At 65.2% G+C, this 24,182-nt stretch carries 8 protein-coding genes and 1 tRNA gene; 5 read left to right on the forward strand and 4 right to left on the reverse strand.

The features are described 5' to 3' along the window. The first annotated feature begins 1 nt into the window (after position 1). Genes CDO35_RS06765 through CDO35_RS06780 form a run of 4 tightly spaced genes read left to right on the forward strand, consistent with a single transcriptional unit; the run spans position 2 to position 16,435 of the window. Positions 2-10,165: a non-ribosomal peptide synthetase gene (locus CDO35_RS06765; protein ID WP_099523177.1), complete on the forward strand. Its 10,164-nt coding sequence runs from the start codon at positions 2-4 to the stop codon at positions 10,163-10,165. Beyond that, the gene (locus CDO35_RS06770; protein WP_099523178.1) at positions 10,165-14,010 is read left to right on the forward strand and encodes a non-ribosomal peptide synthetase; all 3,846 of its coding nucleotides are present in this window, start codon (positions 10,165-10,167) and stop codon (positions 14,008-14,010) included. The genes CDO35_RS06765 and CDO35_RS06770 overlap by 1 nt, the downstream gene beginning before the upstream one ends. Position 14,011: 1 nt before the next feature. Further along, positions 14,012-15,658 (forward strand): cyclic peptide export ABC transporter, encoded by a 1,647-nt coding sequence (locus tag CDO35_RS06775; protein WP_099523179.1) that lies wholly within the window; start codon positions 14,012-14,014, stop codon positions 15,656-15,658. A gap of 3 nt (positions 15,659-15,661) precedes the next feature. Continuing rightward, a complete protein-coding gene (locus CDO35_RS06780; RefSeq protein WP_099523180.1) occupies positions 15,662-16,435 on the forward strand; it encodes a thioesterase II family protein in 774 nt (257 codons plus the stop codon). A gap of 127 nt (positions 16,436-16,562) precedes the next feature. On the opposite strand, the gene fhuF is transcribed toward CDO35_RS06780, so the two are convergent. Beyond that, complete coding sequence (gene fhuF / locus CDO35_RS06785; RefSeq protein ID WP_099523181.1) at positions 16,563-17,219, reverse strand: siderophore-iron reductase FhuF; 657 nt, start codon at positions 17,217-17,219, stop codon at positions 16,563-16,565. A gap of 232 nt (positions 17,220-17,451) precedes the next feature. Here fhuF and CDO35_RS06790 point away from each other — a divergent pair, with 232 nt between their 5' ends. Beyond that, positions 17,452-19,149 carry an ABC transporter ATP-binding protein/permease gene (locus CDO35_RS06790; RefSeq protein ID WP_099523182.1) on the forward strand — a complete coding sequence of 566 codons (1,698 nt, stop codon included), beginning with the start codon at positions 17,452-17,454 and terminating at the stop codon, positions 19,147-19,149. A gap of 86 nt (positions 19,150-19,235) precedes the next feature. Here the strand turns inward: CDO35_RS06790 and CDO35_RS06795 are convergent. From CDO35_RS06795 to CDO35_RS06805, 3 genes are all read right to left on the reverse strand, one after another. Beyond that, a tRNA-Arg gene (locus CDO35_RS06795) sits at positions 19,236-19,310 on the reverse strand. A 75-nt stretch (positions 19,311-19,385) separates the two neighbouring features. Beyond that, the gene (locus CDO35_RS06800; protein WP_099523183.1) at positions 19,386-20,498 is read right to left on the reverse strand and encodes a Leu/Phe/Val dehydrogenase; all 1,113 of its coding nucleotides are present in this window, start codon (positions 20,496-20,498) and stop codon (positions 19,386-19,388) included. 70 nt (positions 20,499-20,568) lie between these two features. Next, entirely contained in the window at positions 20,569-24,036 is a 3,468-nt protein-coding gene (locus CDO35_RS06805; protein WP_099523184.1) for an indolepyruvate ferredoxin oxidoreductase family protein, read from the reverse strand. Between the last annotated feature and the right edge of the window lie 146 nt (positions 24,037-24,182).

The following is a 24,182-nucleotide window of genomic DNA, read 5'->3' on the forward strand; positions in this document are numbered from 1 at the left end:
CATGAGCAATATCGAGGACATTTACTCCCTCTCGCCCACCCAGCACGGTCTGCTGTTTCACAGCGTCTACGAACCAGACTCGCGCGTGTACTACCAGCAGCTCAGCCTGGACATGACCGGGCCGCTCGACACCGGCGCCTTCCGCCGTGCCTGGCAGGCACTCATGCAACGCCATGCGGTACTGCGCACTGCCTTTCTCTGGGAGGACCTGGACGACGCCTACCAAGTGGTGCAGCACGAAGTCCCCCTGCCACTGAGCGAGCTGGACTGGCGCGACCGCGACGAGGCCGAAGAGGCGCTGCGCCAGTGCGCGCGACAGGAGCGCGACCAGGCGCTGGAGCTCAACGACGCGCCGCTGATGCGCCTGTGCCTGGTGCGCCTGCCGGAGCAGCGCTGGCACCTGATCTGGACCTTCCACCATATCCTCATGGACGGCTGGAGCGTCGGCGTCGCCATTCAGGAATGGCTGGCCCTCTACTACCAGCAGGTACGCGGCGACAATACCGGCCTGCCGCCAAGCCGCAGCTATCGCGACTACATCGCCTGGCTCGCCGAGCAGGACGTCCAGGCCACCGAACATTTCTGGCGCGAGCAACTGCAGGACTTCAGTGAACCCACGCCACTGCCGAGCTTCGCTCCGCTGCCCGAGGCGCCGCAGGCACATCCCTATGCCGAGCGTGAAACGCGCCTGGACGCCGCCGAGACCGAGCGCCTCAACCAGTTCGCGCGTAGTCAGCACCTGACCGTCAACACCCTGATCCAGGGTGCCTGGGCACTGCTGCTGGGACAGCATGCTGGGCGTGACGAGGTGGTCTACGGCATCACCGTCGCCGGTCGCCCGGACGGGCTGGCCGGTGTCGACAGCATGGTCGGCCTGTTCATCAACACCCTGCCGCTGCGCGTGCGCCTGGACGACAGCCGCACGCTCGGCGACTGGCTGCAGGATCTGCAGCATTGCAACAGCGACCTGCGCCAGCACGCCTATCTGCCGCTGAGCCGCCTCAAACCGCTGAGCCAGGTGCCAGCCGAGCGCGCGCTATTCGACTCGATCCTGGTATTCGAGAACTTCCCCGTCACCGATGCCCTCAACCAGGACACCGAAGGCTTGCGCTTCAGCGCCCCGCCAGAACAACGCCGGGCCGATGGTATCCGCCTGACCCAGGGCCGCAACCATTTCCCGCTGTCGCTGATCGTGGTGCCCGGTGAGCGCCTGGAATACCTGTTCAGCTACGACCGCAGTTGCTTCAGCGATGCCGAGATCGCCCTGCTCAGCGCCCAGCTACGTGCGATCCTGCTGGCCATGGCAGAGCAACCGCAGGCCAGGCTGCAAACGCTGGACTGGCTGAGCGCGGAAGAACGCCTGCGCCTGCAAGACCATAGCCAGGGCGCGCACCTCGCCGTCGCCGCCAGTACGCTGCAGCAACGCTTCGTCAGCGGTGCGAAACGCCACCCCGAGCGCCTGGCCGTGCAGGATCGCAGGCGCGCCCTGAGCTACGCCGAACTGGATGCCGAGTCAAACCGCCTGGCCCATCGCCTGCAAAACCAGGGTATCGGCAGCGGCCAGTTGCTCGCCCTGGCCCTGGAGCGTAGCGTCGACTTCGTGGTGGCACTGCTGGCTACCCTGAAATGCGGCGCCGCTTACCTGCCGCTGGACCTCAAACAACCGGCCGGACGCCTGGCGGACATTCTCCAGGACAGCCGCGCCGACCTGCTGATCAGCCAGCGCGCGCTGCAGTCGCGCCTACCCCGTAGCGAAAGCCCGGCCCGGCTGTGGCTCGACGACGAGGCTGCCACGCTCGCCACACTACCCAGCACGCCTGTATCGGCTGGCGACGATGAGGACGCTCCGGCCTATGTCATCTACACCTCCGGCTCCACCGGTACCCCCAAGGGCGTGGTGATCGAACATCGCGCTATCGTCGGCTACCTCGCTGCCGTCGCCGAGCTGCTCGATCCGCCTCCAGCGGCGCGCTATGGCCTGCTCTCGACAGTGGCAGCCGACCTCGGTCATACCCAGCTGTTCGGCGCCCTGTGCAGCGGCGGCAGCCTGATCCTGGTCGACGAGGACACCAGCTTCGATCCACTGGCCCTGGCCGACTTCTTCGGCGAACACCCGGTGGACGCGCTGAAAATCACCCCCGGCCACCTGCAAGGCCTGCTCCAGGCTCACCCGGATCCGCGCCTGCTGCCGCGCGAGCGCCTGGTCTTCGGTGGCGATGCACTCAAGCCAGAACTGCTGCGTCAGGTCGCCGCCCTGGCGCCCACGCTGCAGTTGTTCAACCACTATGGCCCGAGCGAAGCCACGGTCGGTGCGCTGGCTACACCGCTCAGCGCCGATAGCAACCTGGTCGCCCTGGGCCGACCGCTGGCCAACCGCCGCCTGCGTGTGGTCGACGGCAACGGCCAGGCCGTGGCCATCGGTATTCCCGGCGAACTGTGGATCGCTGGCGACCTGGCGCGCGGCTACCTGCACCGCGCTGACCTCACCGCCGAGCGTTTCATCGAAACCGAGCAACAACGCTGGTATCGGACCGGCGACCGTGTGCGCTGGCTGGCCGATGGCCAACTGGCCTTCCTCGGCCGCATCGACAACCAGGTCAAGATTCGCGGCAATCGCATCGAGCTGGGTGAGGTCGAGGCCCAAATTCGCCGCCTCTCGCCCCTGATCGAGCAAGCCCTCGTGCGCGTACTGGAGGTGGACGGCACCCCGCGCCTGGTGGCCTATGTGGTAGCGAGCCAGTCGCTGTCGGCCAGCAAACTGTGCGACGACCTGAGCCGCCGCGTGCCGGACTACATGGTGCCGGCGCACGTCATCACTCTGGATGCCATCCCGCTGACTGCCAACGGCAAAGTGGACCTTCGCAAGCTGCCACCGCCCAGCGCCCCGGCTAGCGATAGTGCCAACCATGTCGCCCCCCGCAACGAGGTCGAAACACTGCTCGCACGCATCTGGCAAGACGTGCTCAAAGTGGAGCGGATCGGCGTACACGACAACTTCTTCAGCCTGGGTGGCGACTCGATCCTCAACCTGCAGATCATCGCCCGCGCCAACCAGCAGGGGCTGAAGCTGACGCCCAAGCAATTGTTCGAGAACCGCACCATCGCCGACATCGCCCAGGTGCTCGGCGCCGGGGCTGAAAGTGCAGCCGCCCGGCAACAGGGTGATGGCTTCGCCATTACGCTGAGCGCCGGCCAGCGCGCCCGCCTCGACGCAGGGGCACTGCAGCCTAGTTGGCGCTGCCTGAACCTTGACGGCGCACTGTCGACCGAGCATCTGGCCCAGGCCCTGGCCGCGCTACAGGGTCATCACCAGGCACTGCGTCTGGCCCTGCAGAACACCGCCGATGGCCAATGGCAGCAGCGCATGCTGGCCAGCCCCCTACCACTCGAGGTCAGCGAACAGACGCAAACCGATGAGACACTAGCGGCCCTGGCCGAGGCCGCTTTCGCCCGCCTCGATCTCGCTGCAGGACAAGGCCTGAGCGCCAGCCTGCTACGCGGCGCAACGGGGGATCGCTTGTTACTGGTCGCCCACCCGCTGTGTTGCGACGAGGCTGCCTGGCCGCTGCTGCTCGCCGACCTCAACCTGGCACTCGCGCAACTGCGATACCAGCGACCAATTCGCCTGTCCTATACCGGCGGTGAACTCGCGGCCTGGTGCGAGCACCAGCAGCAGGACGCTAGCAGCGAGCGCCTGGATGAGGTCTGGGAGCACTGGCTGCAGTTCGCCGACCTGGAGCTGCCAGCGCTGGATATTAGCGGGCTGCCCAACACTCAGGCCGAACTGCGCCTGGACGCCACGACCTCGACGCAGCTCAAGCGTCTGCTCGACACGATGCAACTGGACTGGGAGTCGCTGCTGGCCGCCAGCTTGGTCGAACGCCTGGCGGGTGCAGGCAGCGCAACCGTCGCGCTGACGCTGCAGAGCGGACGGCCAGATGCCACACGCCTGCCACTGCAGGCGCCGATCAGCCTGGCGGATCTTGATCCGGCACGCATCCTGGGCACCCTGACGGTGCCGGTACCCTTCTATCTGCAGGCGCCGAGCGGCGATGCACTGGCCCGCTTGCAAGACGTAGCGGCGCAGTTGCACAGCTATCCGCAATTCGGCGCGGACTACGGCACCCTGCGCTACCTGGCAGACAACCCGTATTTGCTGGAGCCGTTGCGCCAATTGCCGGTCCCCGCAGTCGCCCTGCGCTGGCTGGGTGACTGGGACGCGCATCGCGAGGCACGGACGGTACTCGCCGGCATCCAGGCCGCCAACCATGAACCGACTCTGGCCGAAGCGCTGAGCCTCGACGCCTGCTGGCATGGCGGCGCCCTGCACCTCACTGCCACCGGGCCGCTGGCCAGCACCTGGCTGCCAGCCCTGGCGGCATACCTGCAAAACCTGGCCAGCCTGGCCGATAGCCCCGAGCTGCGTCCGGCTGGCACGGCGTTCCCGCTGTGTCAGGCGCAAGTCGCGACGCTGGCCAGCGAACCACTGCCCTGGGCCCGCCTGGAAGACCTCTACCCGCTGTCGCCCATGCAACAGGGCATGCTGCTGCACACCCTGTTGCAGCCACACAGTGGCATCTACCTGATGCAACAGCGCTACAGCTGGGACGGCGAGCTGCAACGTCCAGCCATGGAACAGGCCTGGCGCCTGTTCCTCGATCGCCACCCCATGCTGCGCACCGCCTTCTGGTGGCAGGAAGATCACGAACCGCTGCAGTGCGTCTACCGCGATACCGAACTGGCCTTCGAGTGGTATGACTGGCGTCACCTCGACGCCGAGCAACAGCGCGAGGCGATGGATGCCGTGCTGGCCGACGAGCGCCAACGCGGCTTCGACATGAGCCGTGCACCGCTCACTTACCTGCGCGTGTTCCAGTTGGCCGAGCAGCGCTTCAGCATGGTGCGCAGCTTCCACCATATCCTCACCGATGCCTGGTGCTTCGGCCTGCTGATGGAAGATCTGCTGGCCATCTATCAGGCGCTGGCCCGTGATGAAGCGGTGGCGCGCCCTCGCTGGCGTCCGTTCCGTGGCTACATGAGCTGGCTGACACGCCAGGACATGGCCACCGCACAAGGTTTCTGGCGCAACGAACTGGCCGGTTTCGAAGCACCGACGCCCCTGCAGGTCGACCTCCCCGTGGCCCAGCAGGATCAAGCACCGGAACTGGTCGGCGACTGCAACCTGACCCTCAGTGTCGCCCGTACCCAGCGCCTGCAGCAGCTCTGCCAGAGCCATCAGTTGACACCCAACACCTGGATTCAGGGCGCGTGGGCCTTGCTGCTGTCACGCTACAGCGGCAACCGCGACGTGCTCTTCGGCGTCACCGTGGCCGGTCGCCCCACCGCGTTGGCGGGGGTCGAAGAGATAGTCGGCCTGTTCATCAACAGCCTGCCGCTGCGTGTCGACGTCGACCCCGAGCGTCCCGTGATCGACTGGCTGCAAGGCCTGCTGTCGCACAACGCAGAGTTGCGCGACCATGAATACGCGCCCCTGGTGGACATCCAGCGGAACAGCGACATTCCCCGTGGTCAGCAGTTGTTCGACAGCCTGGTGGTGTTCGAGAACGCTCCGCTGGATGTGGCCAGCGTCCGACTCGACGGCTTCAGCATCGATATCTACGAAGACCGCGTGCACACCAACTTCCCGATGACGGTGGTGCTCTATCCAGGCGACCGCCTGGGCATTCGCCTGTCCTACGACCAGGGCCGCTTCACCCCGGACAGCGTGGAGCGCATGCTGGGGCACCTGGCGCACCTGCTCGGTGAAATGCTCGACCAGCCCGAGGCGGCGCTTGGCCAACTGCAGATGCTGCCCGAGGCTGAACGTCAGCAACTGCTGGTGGAGTGGAACCGCAGCGCCGTCGACTTCCCCCTGTCGTGCAGCTATGCAGAACTGTTCGGGGATCAGGTACGGGCACACCCACAGCGCCTCGCCGCAGTATGCGCCGATGACAGGCTCAGCTACGCCGAGCTCGACCAGCGCAGCAACGCCATCGCCCATGCCCTGCAGCAGGCCGGTGCCGGGCCGGACACTCTGGTCGCTCTCGCAGCCGAGCGTGGTCTGACGCTGCTGTGCATGATGATCGCCACGCTCAAGGCCGGCGCCGCCTTCCAGGCGCTGGACATCCAGCATCCGCCGCAGCGCCTGGGCGAGTTGCTCGACCTGAGCGCAGCGCCGCTGTTGCTGGTGGACGAGAAGGCCAGCGGCCTGCTCGACACGATGCTGAAGAACGTCACACGCCAGCCCACCAGCCTGATCGCTCAGGAGCTCTGGCACGCCGATGTTCAGCCCGTGCAGTACACCCACCGTCCCGACCAGCTCGCTTACGTGATCTTCACCTCCGGCTCCACTGGCACGCCCAAAGGCGCCCTGGTGGAGCAGCGCGGCATGCTCAACAACATCTTCGGCAAGGTGCCGACCCTGGGCCTGTGCAGCGAGGATCGCATCGCCCAGACCGCCTCGCCGGCCTTCGATATCTCGATCTGGCAGTTCCTTGCCGCGCCGATCGTCGGCGCCACCGTGCACATCCTGCCGGACGCCGTCGCGCACGATCCGGCCGCCCTGCTCGACGCCATCGAGAGCCAGCGCCTGAACCTGCTCGAGGCGGTGCCGGCGCTGATTCGCGGCCTGCTTCAGGAGGCCGGCCCGCAGCACCAGCTCGACAGCCTGCGCTGGCTGCTGCCGACCGGTGAGGCGCTGCCACCGGCACTGGCTCGCGACTGGCGCAGCCGCTTCCCCGGCACCCCACTGATGAACGCCTATGGCCCGGCCGAGTGCTCCGACGATGTGGCCTTCCACGCCATCCACCAGGCGCCGCAGGATGACTGCGCGCACATGCCGATCGGCCGGCCCACCGCCAACAACCAGTTGTACATCCTCGATGCCGAGCTGCGCCCGCAGCCCATCGGCGTGCCCGGCGAGCTGTGCGTCGCCGGTGTGGGGGTCGGCCGCGGCTATCTGGGCGATGCCGAGCGTACCCGTGCGGCCTTCGTCGATCACCCGTTCGAGCCGGGCGCGCGCTTCTACCGCACCGGTGATATCGGCCGCTACCGCGCCGACGGCGTGATCGAGTACCTCGGCCGCCGCGACCAGCAGGTGAAGATCCGTGGCCACCGCATCGAACTGGGCGAGATCGAGAACCGCCTGATGCGCCACCCGCAGGTCGACAGCGCCGTGGTTCTGGCCCTGCCGGACGCCCGCGGCGACCTGCAACTGCTGGCCTGCTACGTGCTCCGCGACGCGGCGCTGGACGCCGACACGGCGCAGGCACTGCTGGTCGAGCACCTGCGCGGGCAACTGGCGAGCTACATGGTTCCTGGCCACTGGCGTCACCTGGAAAGCCTGCCGCTGAATGCCAACGGCAAGGTCGACCGCCGTGCACTGGCCGCCCTGGGTCTGCCCAGCGAGGCATCCGCCCAGGCCCAGGTGGCCCCACGCACCCCCACCGAGCAGGCTCTGGCCGAGCTCTGGCAGGACCTGCTCGGCCTGAGCTCGCTGAGTGTCGACGACGACTTCTTCGCCCTCGGCGGTCATTCCCTGCTGGCCACTCAGGTGGTCGCTCGTATCCGTCGTCGGCTGGCCGTCGACCTGCCACTGCGCGCCCTGTTCGAGCACCGTACAGTGGCCGAGCTGGCCAAGGTAGTGGACGCCCAGGCGCCCAGCGCAAGCGCTGTCGAGGAGATCGTAGCGGTGCCGCGTGAGCAGACACTGCCTCTGTCCTACGCGCAACAACGCCTGTGGTTCCTCGACAAGCTGGAAGGCCCCAGCGCGGCGTACAACCTCTCGACGGCAGTACGTCTGGACGGCGAGCTGGATGCCGAAGCACTGCGTGCGGCTCTGCAGCATGTGCTCGACCGCCACGAATCACTGCGCACGGGCTTCGCCCTGGAGGGCGATACACCCCGCCAGATCATCGCCAATGACGTACGACTCGAGCTGCCCGTGCAGGCTCTCCAGGCCGAAGACGACGGGCAATTGCAACAGTGCATCGACGAAGAGGCCGCCCGCCCCTTCGACCTGCAGCGTCCGCCCATGCTGCGGGCGCGTCTGCTACGCCTGGGCCAGACCAGCCATGTGCTGCAGTTCACCCTGCACCATATCGCCACCGATGCCTGGTCCATGGGCATTCTGGTCGAGGAGGCCATCACCGCCTACAGCGCTTACCACGCCGGGCAGCAACCGGCCCTGACTCCACTGCCGATCCAGTACGCCGACTATGCCCACTGGCAACGTAGCGCTGCGCAGCAACGCCGCCTGGCACGTGATATCGACTTCTGGCGCGGACAGCTGCAGGGGGCGCCGACGCTGTTGCGCCTGCCACTGGACAAGCCACGCCCAGTACCAGCCGACTATCACGGCGCGGCGCTGCGCCAGACGCTGTCCAAGGCCCAAGCCGAACGCTTGCAAGGCTATGCACAGGCACAGCATGCCACCCTGTTCATGGTGTTGCTCAATGCTTTCAATTGCCTGCTGCAACGGGTCACTGGTGACGACGATTTCCTGGTCGGCACCGATCTGGCCAACCGCGAGCAACCGGCCCTGGAAGAACTGATCGGTTTCTTCGTCAACGTGCTGCCGCTGCGCGCGCGCCTCGATGCCACACAGGACTTCACGGCCCGCCTGCAGCGTCTGCGCGACGACACCCTGGCTGCCTTCCAGCATCAGCAGGTGCCGTTCGACAAGCTGGTCGAGACCCTGCAGCCGCCACGTCAGGCCGGCGTCAACCCGCTGGTGCAGGCACTGTTCGTGCTGCAGAACACGCCGCGCTCATCCGCCGAGTTGCCCGATCTACGCGTCGAGCACCTGGCTCCGCGCCAGGAAACCAGCAAGTTCGACCTGGCGCTATTCGCCGAAGAGGACGATCAGGGCCTGACCCTGCGCTGGGTCTATCGCACCAGCCTGTTCCAGGCAGAAACCATCGAACACTTGCAGCGGGGCTTCGATGCGTTGCTGCAACGGGTCATCGAGGCCCCCGAACACGCCTTACAAGGCTGGAACTGGCGCCTGCACAGCCCGGCCGTCACTGAGAACACTGCCATGTACGATGCATCCACCCAGGACGAGGCAAGCCGCACCTCGCGCAAGCTGTCCAAACTGAGCAAGCTCAAGCAGACCCGTGCCACTGCCGTCAGCCAGCGCCCCGAGGAACAGGTACGCAGCGCACCGCTGGCGGCCGAGCGCGCCCTGCCGCTACTGATCGAGCCGCGTCTCGGTGAGCTGGACCCGGTGAGCTGGGGGCAGCAGGCCCGCGGCTGGATCGGCGAGCAACTGCGACGCCATGGCGGCCTGTTGTTCCGTGGTTTCGAACTGCCGGACGCCAGCGCCTTCGAGCAGTTCGCCCAGGCCATCGAACCCGATCTCTACGGCACCTACGGCGACCTGCCAAAGAACAACTCGGGCAAGAACATCTACCACTCCACGCCCTACCCGGAGCAGCACATGATCCTGTTCCACAACGAGAGCTCGCATCTCGCACAATGGCCGCGCAAGCAGTGGTTCTATTGCGAGAAACCTGCGCCACAGGGCGGCTGCACGCCCATCGTCGACTGCCGCGAGGTACTCGCCCGCCTGCCGCAGCCCATCGTCGAGAAGCTGCGCGTCCAGGGACTGCTCTATGTTCGCCACTTCACCGACAAACTCGATGTGCGCTGGCAGGACTTCTTCAAGACCGAACAGCGCGAAGAGGTCGAGCAGCGTTGCCGCGAGGCCGGTACCCAGTGGCAATGGCTCGGCGAGGATGGCCTGCGCATCGCCCAGCACTGCCCAGCCATCGTCACCCACCCGGACACCGGAGAGGACAGCTTCTTCAACCAGGTGCAACTGCATCACCCGGCCTGTCTGGAACCAGAAGTGCGCCGCAACCTGCTGGAACTGTTCGGCCCCGAACACCTGCCGCGCAACGTCTGTTATGGCGATGGCAGCCCCATCGAAGACGAGGTGATGGATGAAATCGGCCGCGTCTACGAGGCCTGCGCCGTGCGTTTCACCTGGCAGAAAGGTGACGTGGTGATGCTGGACAACATGCTCGTGGCCCATGCCCGCGACCCCTTCCAGGGCGAGCGCAAGATCTGTGTCGCCATGGGGCAGATGATGCGGCGTGACCAGCTCGATGCTCTCAGCCAAGGCGCAACGCGTTCTCACCTGGCGCTGGAGGAAAGTCTGTGATGGAACAGTTCCAGCTATCACCGCAGCAGCGCCTGCGCTGGCAGTCGAAGCTACCTGATGCCTCGCTGACACTCGACCTGCACGGCGCAATCGATCCGCACGAGTTGCGCCGACGCCTGCAGCGTCTGGTGGCCCACCATGAAGCCCTGCGTCTGCGCCTGAGCCCCTCGCCGGGCCTGCGCGTACCGCTGCAGCAAGTCGTGTCACTCGATGCACCTGCTCCGCTCGACGATGGCATCCGCCTGGAGGTTCAGGTACTCGCCGCCGACCACCAGCGCCTGCATCTGCAGTTACCGGCTCTGGCCGCCGACCGGGGCACCCTGCTACGCCTGGCCAGCTCACTGGCCGATGAAACGCCCCCCGATGACGAGGACATGAGCTACACCCAGTACAGCGCCTGGCTGTACGAACTGCAGGACGAAGACGACGCCGAACTGGGCCGTCGCTACTGGCGCGAACAAGCCCTAAGCGAGCATGAACAGAGCGACCTGCATTATCGACAGGCACGGGTGCAGGACACCGCCGGGCAACTGATCGCCCAGCTGGATGGCACACCGGAGCTGACGGCACGCCTCGATGCGTTCTGCCAACACCATCAGGTGAGCCCCGCCGAGGTGCTGCTGACCGCCTGGTGTGCCCTACTGCAACGCCTGACCCCAGGCGAGTCACCGGCCCTGACGATGAACTGGGTGCATGACTGCCGCGATGATTACGAAGAGTTGAGCGGCTGCTGGGGTGCGTTCGCCAAGTCCCTGCCACTGGCCTGGCGCTTCCCACTGCACAGTCGCTTCGACGAAGCGCTCGATGGCATGCAGCGCATGTGCGATCGCGCCCGCGAGTGGCAGGAGTACTGCGCCATCACCGGACATCCCTCGCCAACTGCCAGCCGCTACGGCTTCGAATGGGGCGGCCTGCTGCCCCAGGCGCTGCCGATGTCCGGCCTGCCGGACGTGCAACTCTCGGTACTGGAGATGAACGCACCGGCGCAGGCCTTCGACCTGTCGCTCACCCCGGAAACCTTCAGCGACGGGCAAGGCACCATCACCTACCGTTTCAATCTTGCCTTCACCAGCAATGGCTACAACCTGCAGAGCGCCCAGGTGTTGCTGGAACAATACCGCTCTCTGCTGCTCGCCGCCCTCGGGAATCCGGCGCTGGCACTGCAGGCGCTACCGCTGCACAGCCCGAGTTTCACCGCAACGCTGGCCACTGTGCAGGGCCAGCGCAGCGAAGCGGACTGCGCCTCCTTCATGGCCTTCCCGTTGCGCTTCAGCCAGCAGGCGGCACGCTTTGCCGAGCGTCTGGCGCTGTGCGACGCCCGACAGCAGTTGACCTATGCGCAACTGGAGGCACGCAGCAACCAGTTGGCCCGCTACCTCAACGCACGCGGCATCGGTGCGGAGGATTGCGTAGCCCTGCACCTTGAGCGCAATGCCGACGCCATCGTCGCCATGCTCGGCGTACTCAAGAGTGGCGCGGCCTTCCTACCCTTGGACAACCAGCAGCCGCTGGCCCGTAGTCAGGTGATCCTGGCGGCCGCCCAGCCGGCCTTCCTGCTCGTCGACAGTAGCGTCCCGGCACCGACGCAAGCCGGCCTGGAGAGCCTCGACCTGGGTGACCTGCCACGCTGGCAGCACCTGCCGGACAGCCCGCTGGGGCTAGTCATCGCGCCGCATAGCGCCGCCTACGTGCTGCATACCTCCGGCAGCACGGGCACACCCAAGGGCGTGGTGATCGAACATCGCCAGCTCTGCAGCTACGTGGATAGCCTGCTTCGGCGCCTGGCGCTGGTTCCAGGCGAGCGCAGCGCGCTAGTCACCTCGCTGGCCGCCGACCTCAGCTATACCCTGCTGTTCCCGGCATTGCTCAGCGGCGGTGAGCTGCACGTGGTGGACAAGGCCACCAGCCTCGATGCGGCAACATGGGCGGCCTACCAGGCACGTCATCCGATCGATCACCTGAAGACCGTACCATCGTTGCTCGACGCCTGGCTTGCCCACAGTGCGGGCGCCGCCACCCTGCCACGCAAGCAACTGATCCTGGGCGGCGAGCACAGCCCGCAGCGACTGTTGCAGAGCCTGCGTCGCCTTGCCCCTGAACTGTGCGTGTACAACCACTACGGCCCGACCGAAACCACCATCGGCGTACTCATGCATCGCCTCGATGCGGCCATCGATTACCGTCATCTACCCCTCGATGACCGCCTGGACAGCATGCGCACCTATCTGTTCGACGAGCAGGGCAATCCCGCCGCCCCCGGCCAGGCCGCCGAGCTCTACCTCGCCGGGCCGCAACTGGCACGCGGCTACCTGGACGAGCAGCAGACCCAAGAGCGCTTCGGCGAGCACCCACAGTGCCCTGGCGAGCGCCTCTATCGCACCGGTGATCGCGCACGCTATCGACCCGACGGCAGCCTGGAGATCATCGGCCGCGTCGACCGCCAGGTGAAGATTCGTGGTTTTCGCGTCGAGCTCGACGATGTCGAAGCGCAGCTGGCCCGTCTGCCCGGCGTAGCCCAAGTGGCCGTCACCTGCGTGGCACGCGGCCCGTTCGATCAGCAACTGTTCGCCTTCCTCACCCTGGAGCCAGAGCAGAGCAGTACCCTTGCTGAACTGCAGACCCAGGCCCAGGCACGACTGCCAGAACACATGCTGCCGAACCTGCGGCTGGTCGACGCGCTGCCCTTGCTGGCTAACGGCAAGCTGGATCGCAAGACGCTTGTGCAATGGGCCGAACAAGTGCTCGATCACGTCGGCGACAACCTACCGCGTACGCCGTTGGAACAGTTGCTGGCCGAGGTCTGGGCCGGCGTACTGGGGCTCGAGCGAGTCGGTATCGAGGATGACTTCTTCGCACTGGGCGGTCACTCACTTGCAGCAGTCAAACTGGCCAGCCGTCTGCAGGCGGTGCTGGGTACGCATGTGCCGGTCAACGCCGTGTTCAACGCGCCGAGCGTGGCAGGCTTCGCCGAACTGGTGCAGGCACAGATGCAGCTCTCGCCGCTGGTACCCATCTCCCGAGCCGAGACGGCGAAAGGCAACCTGTTCTGCTTCCACCCCTCCACCGGCCATGTACAGGACTACCGCCTCCTGAGCGAACCGCTGGCGGACTGGAACCTCTGGGGCCTGCAAGCCACGTACCTCGCCGAAGGCAGCCCACAACCCGGACGCGACACGCTCGAAGCCCTGGCCAAGGTGTACGTCGAGCAGTTGCGCCAGCAGCAGCCTCAAGGCCCATACCACCTGCTTGGCTGGTCACTCGGCGGTCTGCTCGCCTTCTACGCGGCGGCGCAGCTGGAACAGGCTGGTCAGGAGGTGGCCTTCCTTGGCATCGTCGATTCGCAAACGCAGCGCAGCACCGTGACACAAAGCCTGGAAGCATTGTTGCAGTCGGCCGCCGAGCTGCTCGACGCTGACAGTCAGCGGCGTTTCTCAGCACTGATCGCGCGCGCGCGTGACGAGCTGATCGAGCGAGCACCACAGGAGTGGCCACTCGCGCTGGCGCAATGGGCTCAACAGCAAGGCCTGCAACTGGCAGACGACAGCTGGGAGCAGTTGCAATATCGGCTGCGCCATCATGCCCACACGCAGACCTTGATCGGCACCTTCAACCCCGTCACGCTGCGCTGCCCGTTGCACCTGTGGTGGGCCAGCGCGACCCTGGAGATGGAAGATTTCAGCGCACCTGACTGGCACGGCCTCAGCCAGGGCCCGATCACCGAGCAGACCATTGCCGCGCAACATCTGGACATTCTGCGCCAGGACGCCTGGCAGCGCGCCTTGATCGAAAGCCTGAGCAATCTGGGCACGCCACAGCGTGAACCTTCGAACGACGAGATGACTTGAGATGGATCTGTTACTGCTACTGGCACGCCGCTCCTGGCGTACCCTGCTGATTGCCACCGCCACCGGTCTGGCCTGTGGTCTGGCGGCGGCCGGTCTGATCGCCAACATCAACCACTCCCTGGCCGGTTTCAGCCAGCTGCGCCCAGCCGATGGCTTGCTGTTCGCCGGTTTGGTGGCACTGGTGGTGACCGCGCGTATCGTCTCCGATGTCAGCCTGCTGCGGCTGGGGCAAACAGCGGTCAGCGACATGCGCCTGCACCTGAGCGGCAAGCTGATCGATACGCCCTATCCGCGCTTGCAACGCCTGGGCAAGCACCGCCTGCTGGCGATGCTCACCGACGATACGCAAACCATCAGCCAAGCCGTCGAGCTGGTACCGATTCTGTTGGTCAACAGCGGCATCGTGCTGGCCTGCCTGGGCTACCTGGGCTGGCTCAGCCTGCCGCTGCTGGGACTAACCGTCGCCCTGATCCTGCTCGGTGCTGCCAGCTTTCATTGGCCACAGCGCAAGGCCCTGACCTCCATCGGCAAAGCGCGTGAACTGAAAGATCAGCTGTTCGACCAGTACCGCCTACTCACCGACGGCAGCAAGGAGCTCCAGCTCAACCACTCACGTCGTGTGCAATTCTTCGAGCGTCTGCTCTACCCCATCAGCCAGCAGTACCGCCGCGACTTCGTGCGCGGCATGAGCATCTACGCGCTGGTGCTCAACTGGGGCAATGGCATCTTCTATCTGCTGATCGGTACGGTACTGTTCCTCGCGCCACAGTTCATCGATTTGAGCGCCACGCTGGTGACCGGCTATATCCTCAGCCTGCTATACATGATCACGCCACTGTCGGAACTGATGAACGCCCTGCCCACCCTGGGCCGGGCCAGCGTCTCTTTGCGCAAGATCCGCGCCCTCGAAGGGCAACTGGAGGTAGCCGGCACGCCAGGCGACGACCTCGTGCCTGCACGTAGCGTGGGCTCGCTGAGCTGCCACGAGGTACGCCATACCTACTACCGCGAAGGCGAAGACGGCCGCTTCACCCTTGGCCCGTTCGACCTCGAGCTGCGCGCCGGCGAGGTGGTCTTCATCACCGGCGGCAACGGCAGCGGCAAGACCACCCTGGCCCTGCTGCTGACCGGTCTCTATCAACCCGAAGGCGGCGACCTGTTGCTCGACGAGCGGGTGTCTGCGAGCACCCAGAATCATCTCTACCGCCAACATTTCTCGGCGATCTTCACCGACTTCTGTCTGTTCGAGCATCTGCTTGACGGCGACGACCCGCAACTGATGCAGCAAGCCCGTGACTACCTGGCGCACCTGCAACTGGCACACAAGGTCAATATCGACGGCGGGCGCCTGTCCACACTGGATCTGTCCACCGGTCAGCGCAAGCGCCTGGCCCTGCTCGCCGCTTACCTCGACGACCGCCCCTGCTACCTGTTCGACGAGTGGGCGGCGGATCAGGACCCTGTGTTCAAGCGCTTCTTCTATACCAAGATCCTTCCCGACCTGCGCCAACGCGGCAAGCTGGTGATCGTGATTTCCCACGACGACGCCTACTTCTCGCTGGCAGACCGGCTTATCAAGGTGGATCAGGGCAGCGTGTCCGAAGCCAGCCCCAGCCGCTCGCGGCAGCTTTCAACCGAGGAATGCTGAGCCATGCATGCCGAAGTGTTATTCAGCCAGTCCGCCTCACTCTCGCCGTGGATCCACACCCGCCCGCTGCCCGCTGCTCGCTTACGCTTGCTCTGCTTCCCTTTCGCCGGAGGCAGTGCCGGCAGTTTCATGCCCTGGTTTACGCAACTGGCGCCGCACGTCCAGCTCTGCGCCATCCAGTTGCCAGGACGTGGTGCGCGCTTCGGCGAGCCGCCCGTGCATGACTTCGCCACACTGATCGAACGCCTGGGCGAGGTCATCGCCGGGTATGACGACCTCCCCTATGCCTTCTTCGGCCACAGCCTCGGCGCTCTGGTCGCCTTCGAGCTGGCGCATCACTGCGTCAGGCGTGGGCTGCCCCCACCCCGCCACCTGTTCGTCTCGGCCAGCGGCGCACCGCGCCACCGCGTCGGTGCGCCGCGCTACGATCTGCTGAGCGATGGTGAACTGCTGATCAAACTGCGCGACTACGCCGGCACACCTCCCGAGGTGCTGGCGAACCAGGAACTGATGGCCCTGCTACTGCCGGCCATTCGCGCCGACTTCGCCCTGCTGCGCCACTATCGCTACCAGCCGCGCCCACGCCTGGACGTACCGATGAGCGTGCTGGCCGGACAAGACGATGCCCATGTAGGCCAAGAAACGCTGCACGACTGGCAGACGGAAACCCGTGCAGGCTGCGCACTGCATCGCTTCGAGGGCGGCCATTTCTTCGCCTTCGAGCAGCCAGAACAGGTGTTGGAATTGGTGAAGCGGAAGCTGGACGAGGCGCTGTAATGACATCGGCAAATCGAGGCGTCGCCGAGATGGCTCAGCAGTCCGAATGAAATCCGGGAAATTGCCTCCCGCAGGCAATTTCGTTCCGGATTGCCTGCGGGCTACGCGCGTGTATGACGGGGGCGAACTAGCCCTCCACGCCGTAGATGTAACGCAGATAGCTCACCTGCTCCGCCTGCGGCAAGCGATGCAACTTCGGGCAGGATTCGCACAGCACCTGTGGCTTGCCGACCACCGGGGCATGCAACTGGTAATGCAGGCAGCAATGACGACGCAGGGGAATGCGTGCGCATACCTCTGGCGCCGGCGAATCCACCATCCACTGCAGGCTTCTCGGTTTGATCCGCCCGTCAGCGACCACGGCCCGCTCCAGCCAGCGATGAGCCTCGGCGAAGCCTTCACGCTCCTGCTTGGCGTCAAGGCGTGCGAAGGCGCCATCCCAGATGGCGGCAAAGTTGCCCCAAAGTACCTTCGGCGCCAATCCCCCCCAAGCTGCAATACCAGCGAACAGCGGTTCCAGGTGTTCATGCAGTAGGCGCGCCCAGTAATCATCTCGCTGCTGGGCAGCAAGCGAAGCCGGTAGCGTCGGCAGCCACAACGCTCTTGGCTGACCAGCGTCATGCAACAACGCGACCTCATGATCCCAGAAGGCGATGCCTCGCTCGCGCGTCAACACGGCCGCCAGCATCGCCGGCAACATGACACTGAGGTAGTTCATCGACCATTGGGAGGCGACTGGAGGGCGCTTGATACCGGGATAGAGTTCGGCGAAGCGTTCGAGCATGGGATGCAACACGCTTATCTCTGCCAACTCAGGCAGCGCCACCGACGCCAGCCCCTGGCGCTCGACCTGTATCACACGCTGGATGGGTGGCCATGCTTGGCACAACCAGTCCGGTAGTTCGATGGCTGGCCTCCGCCGCAGTGGGTCAAAAATGATGAGAACGATTAGCGTTGATGGTAAAGCTGCCCCTCTATAAACTCAACGCGTTTTACGCCGGGCAACTTGAGGCCACATGCAGACATTACGTGATTTCTGGTTGCTCGCCCGACCGTTCTGGTCGTCTGCCGAAAAACGCCCCGCCTTCCTACTGCTATTCGGCACGATCCTGATGAACCTGTGTCTGGTCGGGGTCAACCTGCTGTACAACTTCTGGAACCTGCACTTCTACAACGCGCTGCAGGCGCTCGACTACGATGCCTTCCTGATCGGCGGTGTACAGTTCCTCTTCCTGCAACTGGGCCTGGCCACGTTCACCGTGGCCGCCTTCCACTTCCAGCAGAAACTCACTCTGCGCTGGCGCCGCTGGGCCACCGAGAACACCCTGCAGCTATGGCTGCAGCGCCATCGCTACCTCAAGCTGCAGCTCGGCGTGCCAGAGACGGACAACCCCGACCAGCGCATCGCCGATGACATCAACCTGCTCATCAGTCTGTCGCTGAAGCTCAGCCTGGGCCTGATGACCGCTCTGGTCTCACTGTTCTCCTTCCTGCATATCCTCTGGCAGGCCTCAAGCCTGGTGAAGATTCCCTTCGCCGGCGAAGAGCTGGTGATCCCCGGCCTTTTGGTGTGGGCCGCCCTGCTCTACTCCATCCTCGGCACCGGCGGCGCGTTCTGGCTAGGGCGCACGTTGCCGCGACTGAACTTCATCCAGCAGCGCCGTGAAGCGGACTTCCGCTTCGCCATGATGCGCCTGCGCGAAAACGCCGAGGCCGTGGCCCAGTACCGGGGAGAGAGCGAAGAGCATGCCCGTTTCAGCCAACGCCTGGGTGCCGCGCTGGAGAACTTCTGGGCCCTGGTGAAGCAGCAGAAAATCGTGCTCGGCTACTCCACCTTCTATATGCGCAGCGCCATGATCATCCCCATGTTCATCATGGCCCCGCAGTTCTTCGCTGGCGCCTTCCCCCTTGGCCGCCTGACGCAGCTCAGTGCGGCGTTTGGCGAGGTGCATGAAGCCATGGCCTATCTGGTCAAGGTGTTCCCCGAGGTGGCCGAGTGGAAAGCGGTGGTCGATCGCCTGATCGGTTTCCAGCGACGCCTGGATCAGGTCAGCGACGGGGGCGGCGTCTGCCTCGAGCACAGTGCAGAAGGGTTCGAAGCCGCAGGCCTTTCGCTCTGGCTGCCGGATGGCCGGACGCTGCTCACCGACGTCGAACTACGCCTGCAGGCCGGGGAAAGCCTGCTGATCAGGGCACCGTCGGGCTTCGGCAAGTCCACGCTGATACGAGCGCTGACCGGCATCTGGAACCATGCCAGCGGCGTGGCACGCTACGACCTGGGCAGCACCCTGACCCTGGCGCAGAAACCCTACCTGCCGCTCGGCACCCTGCGCGACATGCTCTGGTATCCCGCAGCGCCGCATCCGCAGGACGATCCCCGTCTGCTGGAGGCGATGCACCAGTGCGGCCTCGACCACCTGAGCGCGCGGCTGGATAGCGAGCTTGACTGGTCGCAGACCCTGAGTATCGGTGAACAACAGCGCTGCGCCTTCGTGCGCGCCCTGCTATTACGCCCGCAGGTGCTGTTCCTGGATGAAAGCAGCTCGGCACTGGATGAAGAAAGCGAAAGGCGCTGCTACACGCAACTGCGTCATGCCTTACCGGACGCCATCATCATCAGCGTCGGCCATCGCGCCTCGCTGGAAGCGTTGCATACCCGCACCCTGGATCTGCTGCCCGCACAACGCTCGGACCAGGAATTGGAATACGCCTGAACCGGCCCTGCACATCTGGCTACCAGACAGGAGACCAAAAACGAAAAAGCCGGCTGCAATAGCCGGCTTTTTCGTTACTGAGTCGATGGCGTCCCCTGCTGGAATCGAACCAGCATCTAGCCCTTAGGAGGGGCTTATTCTATCCGTTGAACTAAGGGGACACGGCCGTATTGGCAACGGCCGGGCCGCATCTTAGCGGCGGCGCGCGCATTTGTCATGCCGCCAGCGCTCACTTCCTAGCGCTGCCAGCCCTGGGAAACTACCTTCGAGGTCAATGCAGCGCGCACTGGTTGCAGGCCGCCGCGCAGGCGCTCCAATGCCATGTGATCAGCAATCGCAGTGGTGGTCTCGCCTTCACGCTCGGCGCGCTGGAAGATTTCCGTCAGGGTCGGGCCGATGCCTTCGATATGCGCCTTGAGCTGCGCGGCGCTACCGCCGGTGCGCTCGTAGCAGACGTCGATGATGCCGCCGGCATTGATCGCGTAGTCCGGTGCGTACAGGCATTCGCGGCGACGCAGCAGCTCGGCCAGGCTGGCGTCGGCCAGTTGGTTGTTGGCAGCACCGGCGATGATTGGCGCGCGCAGGGCTTCCAGAGTTTGCAGGTTGATGATGGCGCCCAATGCACATGGTGCGAACACGTCCACATCGAGCCCATAGATATCGTGCTGACCGACCGCAGTGGCGCCAAGCTGGCTCACCGCGCGCTGCACGTTGGCTTCGAAGATATCCGTCACCCACAACTGCGCACCGGCCTCCTTGAGCAGCTTGGCCAGGCCGAAGCCGACCTGGCCGACACCCTGGATGGCCACGCGCACGCCCTTGAGATCCTGGCGGCCAAGGCGATGCGCCACGGCCGCCTGAATACCGATGAACACCCCATAGGCGGTCGAGGGCGATGGATCGCCGTCACGGCTGCCACCACCGAAAGCTTCACGCTGCCCGGCGCCTGCGACATGACGGGTGCGTTCGGCCATGATGCGCATCTCGGCCACGCCAGTGCCTGAATCCGCCGCCGTGACATAGCGTCCACCCAGGCTGTCGACGAAATCGCCCATGGCCTGGAACAGCGCCTCGCTCTTGCCGGTATGCGGGTCGCCGATGATCACCGCCTTGCCACCGCCGAGCGGCAAACGGGCCAGTGCCGATTTGTAGGTCATGCCGCGCGACAGGCGCAGTACATCACGCAGCGCTTGCTCGTCACTGGCGTAGTTCCACATGCGGCAACCACCCAGTGCCGGGCCGAGGGTGCTGTCGTGAATGGCGATGATGGCTTTCAGGCCGCTGGCCTTGTCGTGGCCGTAGACCACCTGTTCGTGCTGATCGAAGTCGACGTGATTGAAGACGGACATCGGGTTACCTCGGATGTAAAAAGCCGCCCCTCTCCCGCACGGGAGAGGGTGGCAAAGGGGATGGGAAAGGTCAGGCCGCTGGTTCGAACAACTGCACCGCAGCGATCTCGCTGACGGTCAGGCGTGCCTTGAGTTGGCTCGCCTGCTCGCGCGCCTTGGCCAGCGCCGCTTCCTTGACGTGGCCGTAACCGCGGACCTGCTCGGGAATCTCGGCCAGCGCCACCGCCGTGCGGTAGTTGCCGGCATTGAGCTCGCCCAGCAGGTAGGCCACGTTGGCCTCGTACTCCTCGATCAGCTCGCGCTCCAGCCGACGTTCAGTACTGTGACCGAACGGATCGAGCACGCTGCCACGCAGGAACTTGAAGCGCGCCAGTACGCCGAACGCCTTGAGCATCCAGGGGCCGAAGCTGCGCTTGCGTGGCTGGCCGGTGACCGCATCGGGCTTGCTCAACCAGCTCGGCGCCAGGTGGAACTGCAACTGGTAGTCGCCTTCGAACTGCGCTTCGAGCTGCTTGCGGAAAGTGGCATCGCTGTACAGCCGCGCCACTTCGTACTCGTCTTTATAGGCCAGGAGCTTGAAGTAATAGCGTGCTACGGCCTTGCTCAGGCGCTGCTGCGCATCGGTATCGGCCTTGCGCACGCGCTCGACCAGCTCACGGTAGCGTTCGGCATAGGCCGCGTTCTGGTAGGCGGTCAGGCGCTGCACACGGTCAGCGACGATCTCCTCCAGCGTGCTGCAATGCGGCGCTTCGACGACCTTGGGCGCGGCGAGTTTTTCCACCGCAGCCAGGTCATGCGCGGCGCGACGGCCCCAGAGGAAGGCCTGCTGGTTGAGTTGAACGGACACGCCGTTGAGCTCGATAGCCTTGTTGATCGCTTCGGCCGATACCGGCACCAGCCCCTGCTGATAGGCGTAGCCGAGCATGAACAGGTTGGTGGCGATGCTATCGCCAAGCAGGCGAGTAGCCAGGCGGGTGGCGTCTACGAAGCGGGTCTTGCCCTCACCCACCGCCTCGCTCAGCGCTTCGCGCATGGCGGCGCCAGGCACCTGAGCGTCAGGGTTGCGGGTGAACTCGGCAGTGGCCGCTTCATGGCTGTTGATCACCGCATGGGCGATCTTGTCGTTGAGCTTGGCCAGCGCCTCTTCACTGGACGACACCACCAGGTCGCAGCCCAGCAGCAGGTCGGTTTCACCAGCGGCGATACGCACGGCGTAGATATCACTCTGTCGCGCGGCGATGCGAATGTGGGTAATCACCGGGCCGAACTTCTGCGCCAGGCCAGCCTGGTCGAGCACGGTGCAGCCCTTGCCTTCGATATGCGCGGCCATGCCCAGCAGCGCGCCGACGGTGGTCACACCGCTGCCGCCAACACCGGGTAGGAGGATGTTCCAGGGCCGGCTCAGGGCTGGCTGTTTCGGCTCCGGCAAGGCGATGAACAGCGCGCCCAGCCCCACTGCCTCGGGCTTGCGCAGGCTGCCGCCGTGGACGGTGACGAAGCTCGGGCAGAAGCCCTCCAGGCAGCTGAAGTCCTTGTTGCAGGCGTTCTGGTCGATCTCGCGCTTGCGTCCCAGCTCGGTTTCCAGCGGCAGCACCGACAGGCAGTTGGACTTGACGCTGCAATCACCACAGCCCTCACACACCGCTGGGTTGATGAACGCACGCTTGGCCGGATCGACCATCTTGCCGCGCTTGCGCCGACGACGCTTCTCAGTGGCGCAGGTCTGGTCGTAGAGGATCACCGAGCAGCCCTTGACCTCGCGCAGCTCGCGCTGCACGGCGTCCAGCTCGCGGCGGTGGTGGAAGGTCACACCCGGCGCGAAAGTAGCGCGGGTCGGGTATTTGTCCGGCTCGTCACTGACCAGGGCAATGCGTTTGACGCCCTCGGCATGCACCTGCTGGCTGAGCTGGTCGATGCGCAGTTCGCCGTCGATGGGCTGGCCACCGGTCATGGCTACCGCGTCGTTGTAGAGAATCTTGTAGGTAATGTTGACCCCGGCTGCTACGGCTGCACGCAGGGCCAGATGGCCGGAGTGGAAGTAGGTGCCGTCACCGAGGTTCTGGAACACGTGCGGCGTGTCGGTGAATGGCGCCTGGCCGATCCAGGTGGCGCCCTCGCCGCCCATCTGGGTGAAGGTGTCGGTGCTGCGATCCATCCACTGGGTCATATAGTGGCAACCGATACCACCGAGGGCGCGGCTGCCTTCGGGCACCTTGGTCGAGCTGTTATGCGGGCAACCGGAGCAGAAATGCGGGGTGCGCGCAGTCTTGTGCTTGGGCGCAGCCAGCGCCTTCTCCTTGGCATCGAGGAAGGCCAGGCGCTCCTCGATGGTCGGGCTGCTGTAGATCGGCGCCAGGCGCTTGGCAATCACCCGAGCGATCATTGCCGGCGTCAGCTCGGCCAGGTTCGGCAGCAAGGACACACCCTGCTCGTCGAACTCGCCGACCACGCGCGGGCGCTTGCCCACCGGCCAGTTGTAGAGCTGGCCGGTCAGTTGGTCTTCGATGATGCTGCGCTTTTCTTCCACCACCAGAATTTCGTCCAGGCCTTCGGCGAAGCCATGCACCGACACCGGCTCCAGCGGCCAGCTCATGCCGACCTTGAGCACGCGCAAGCCGACCTTGGCGCACAGCGCTTCGTCCAGGCCGAGGTCATCCAGCGCCTGGCGCACGTCGAGGTAGGACTTGCCGGTGGTGATGATGCCCAGACGCGGGTTGGGCGAGTCGAGCTTGACCTGGTTGAGGTTGTTGGCCAGGGCAAAGGCGCGCGCAGCGTAGATCTTGTAGACGTTGAGGCGTTTTTCCTGGGCCAGGGGCGGATCGGGCCAACGGATGTGCACGCCGTCTTCCGGCAGTTGGAAATCCTCGGGGATCTTGATCTGGATTCGTAGCGGATCGACGTCCACCACGGCCGAGGAGTCGACGTTCTCGGCAATGGTCTTCAGCGCCACCCAGCAGCCGCTGTAGCGCGACAGCTCCCAGCCGATGATGCCGTAGTCCAGCACTTCCTGAACGTTGGCCGGGTTGAGCACCGGCATCGACGCGGCGATGAAGGCATGCTCGCTCTGGTGGGCGATGGTCGAAGACTTGCAACCATGGTCGTCGCCGGCCAGAACCAGCACGCCGCCATGCTTGGAAACGCCGGCAGAGTTGCCGTGCTTGAACACGTCACCACTGCGGTCTACACCCGGCCCCTTGCCGTACCACATGGCGAACACGCCGTCATAGCGCGCACCAGGAAACAGGTTGGCCTGCTGGCTGCCCCACACCGCGGTCGCGCCCAGCTCCTCGTTGACGCCGGGCTGGAAGTGGATGTGGTTTTCCTTCAGGTACTCGCGCGCATCCCACAGGCTCTTGTCCAGACCGCCCAGGGGCGAGCCGCGATAGCCGGAGATGAAGCAGGCGGTATTGAGTCCGAAGGCGGCATCACGCTGCTTCTGCAGCATGGGCAGGCGGGTGAGCGCCTGAGTGCCGGTCAGATAGAGGTGACCAGTAGCGAGGCGGTATTTGTCATCCAGGCGGATTTCGGCCAGTGACATGGAGCGCTCCTTTTATTGTTATGGCGAGCACAGGGAGCGCGACGGTAGACACGCTCCGTTGAGTCCTGCCGCAGGATCACTGCGACGGATTTGCCTAAATCATGACTGGAGGGTTCCGCTTTTTTCTTTCTATTTTCGAGTAGCGA

This window comes from Pseudomonas sediminis, from assembly GCF_002741105.1.
GTDB classification, from domain to species: domain Bacteria; phylum Pseudomonadota; class Gammaproteobacteria; order Pseudomonadales; family Pseudomonadaceae; genus Aquipseudomonas; species Aquipseudomonas sediminis.

Coding starts and splice junctions, on each gene's coding strand:
- CDO35_RS06765 (WP_099523177.1), top strand. CDS start 2: ATGAGCAATATCGAGGACATTTACTCCCTCTCGCCCACCCAGCACGGT.
- CDO35_RS06770 (WP_099523178.1), top strand. CDS start 10,165: ATGGAACAGTTCCAGCTATCACCGCAGCAGCGCCTGCGCTGGCAGTCG.
- CDO35_RS06775 (WP_099523179.1), top strand. CDS start 14,012: ATGGATCTGTTACTGCTACTGGCACGCCGCTCCTGGCGTACCCTGCTG.
- CDO35_RS06780 (WP_099523180.1), top strand. CDS start 15,662: ATGCATGCCGAAGTGTTATTCAGCCAGTCCGCCTCACTCTCGCCGTGG.
- fhuF (WP_099523181.1), bottom strand. CDS start 17,219: ATGCTCGAACGCTTCGCCGAACTCTATCCCGGTATCAAGCGCCCTCCA.
- CDO35_RS06790 (WP_099523182.1), top strand. CDS start 17,452: ATGCAGACATTACGTGATTTCTGGTTGCTCGCCCGACCGTTCTGGTCG.
- CDO35_RS06800 (WP_099523183.1), bottom strand. CDS start 20,498: ATGTCCGTCTTCAATCACGTCGACTTCGATCAGCACGAACAGGTGGTC.
- CDO35_RS06805 (WP_099523184.1), bottom strand. CDS start 24,036: ATGTCACTGGCCGAAATCCGCCTGGATGACAAATACCGCCTCGCTACT.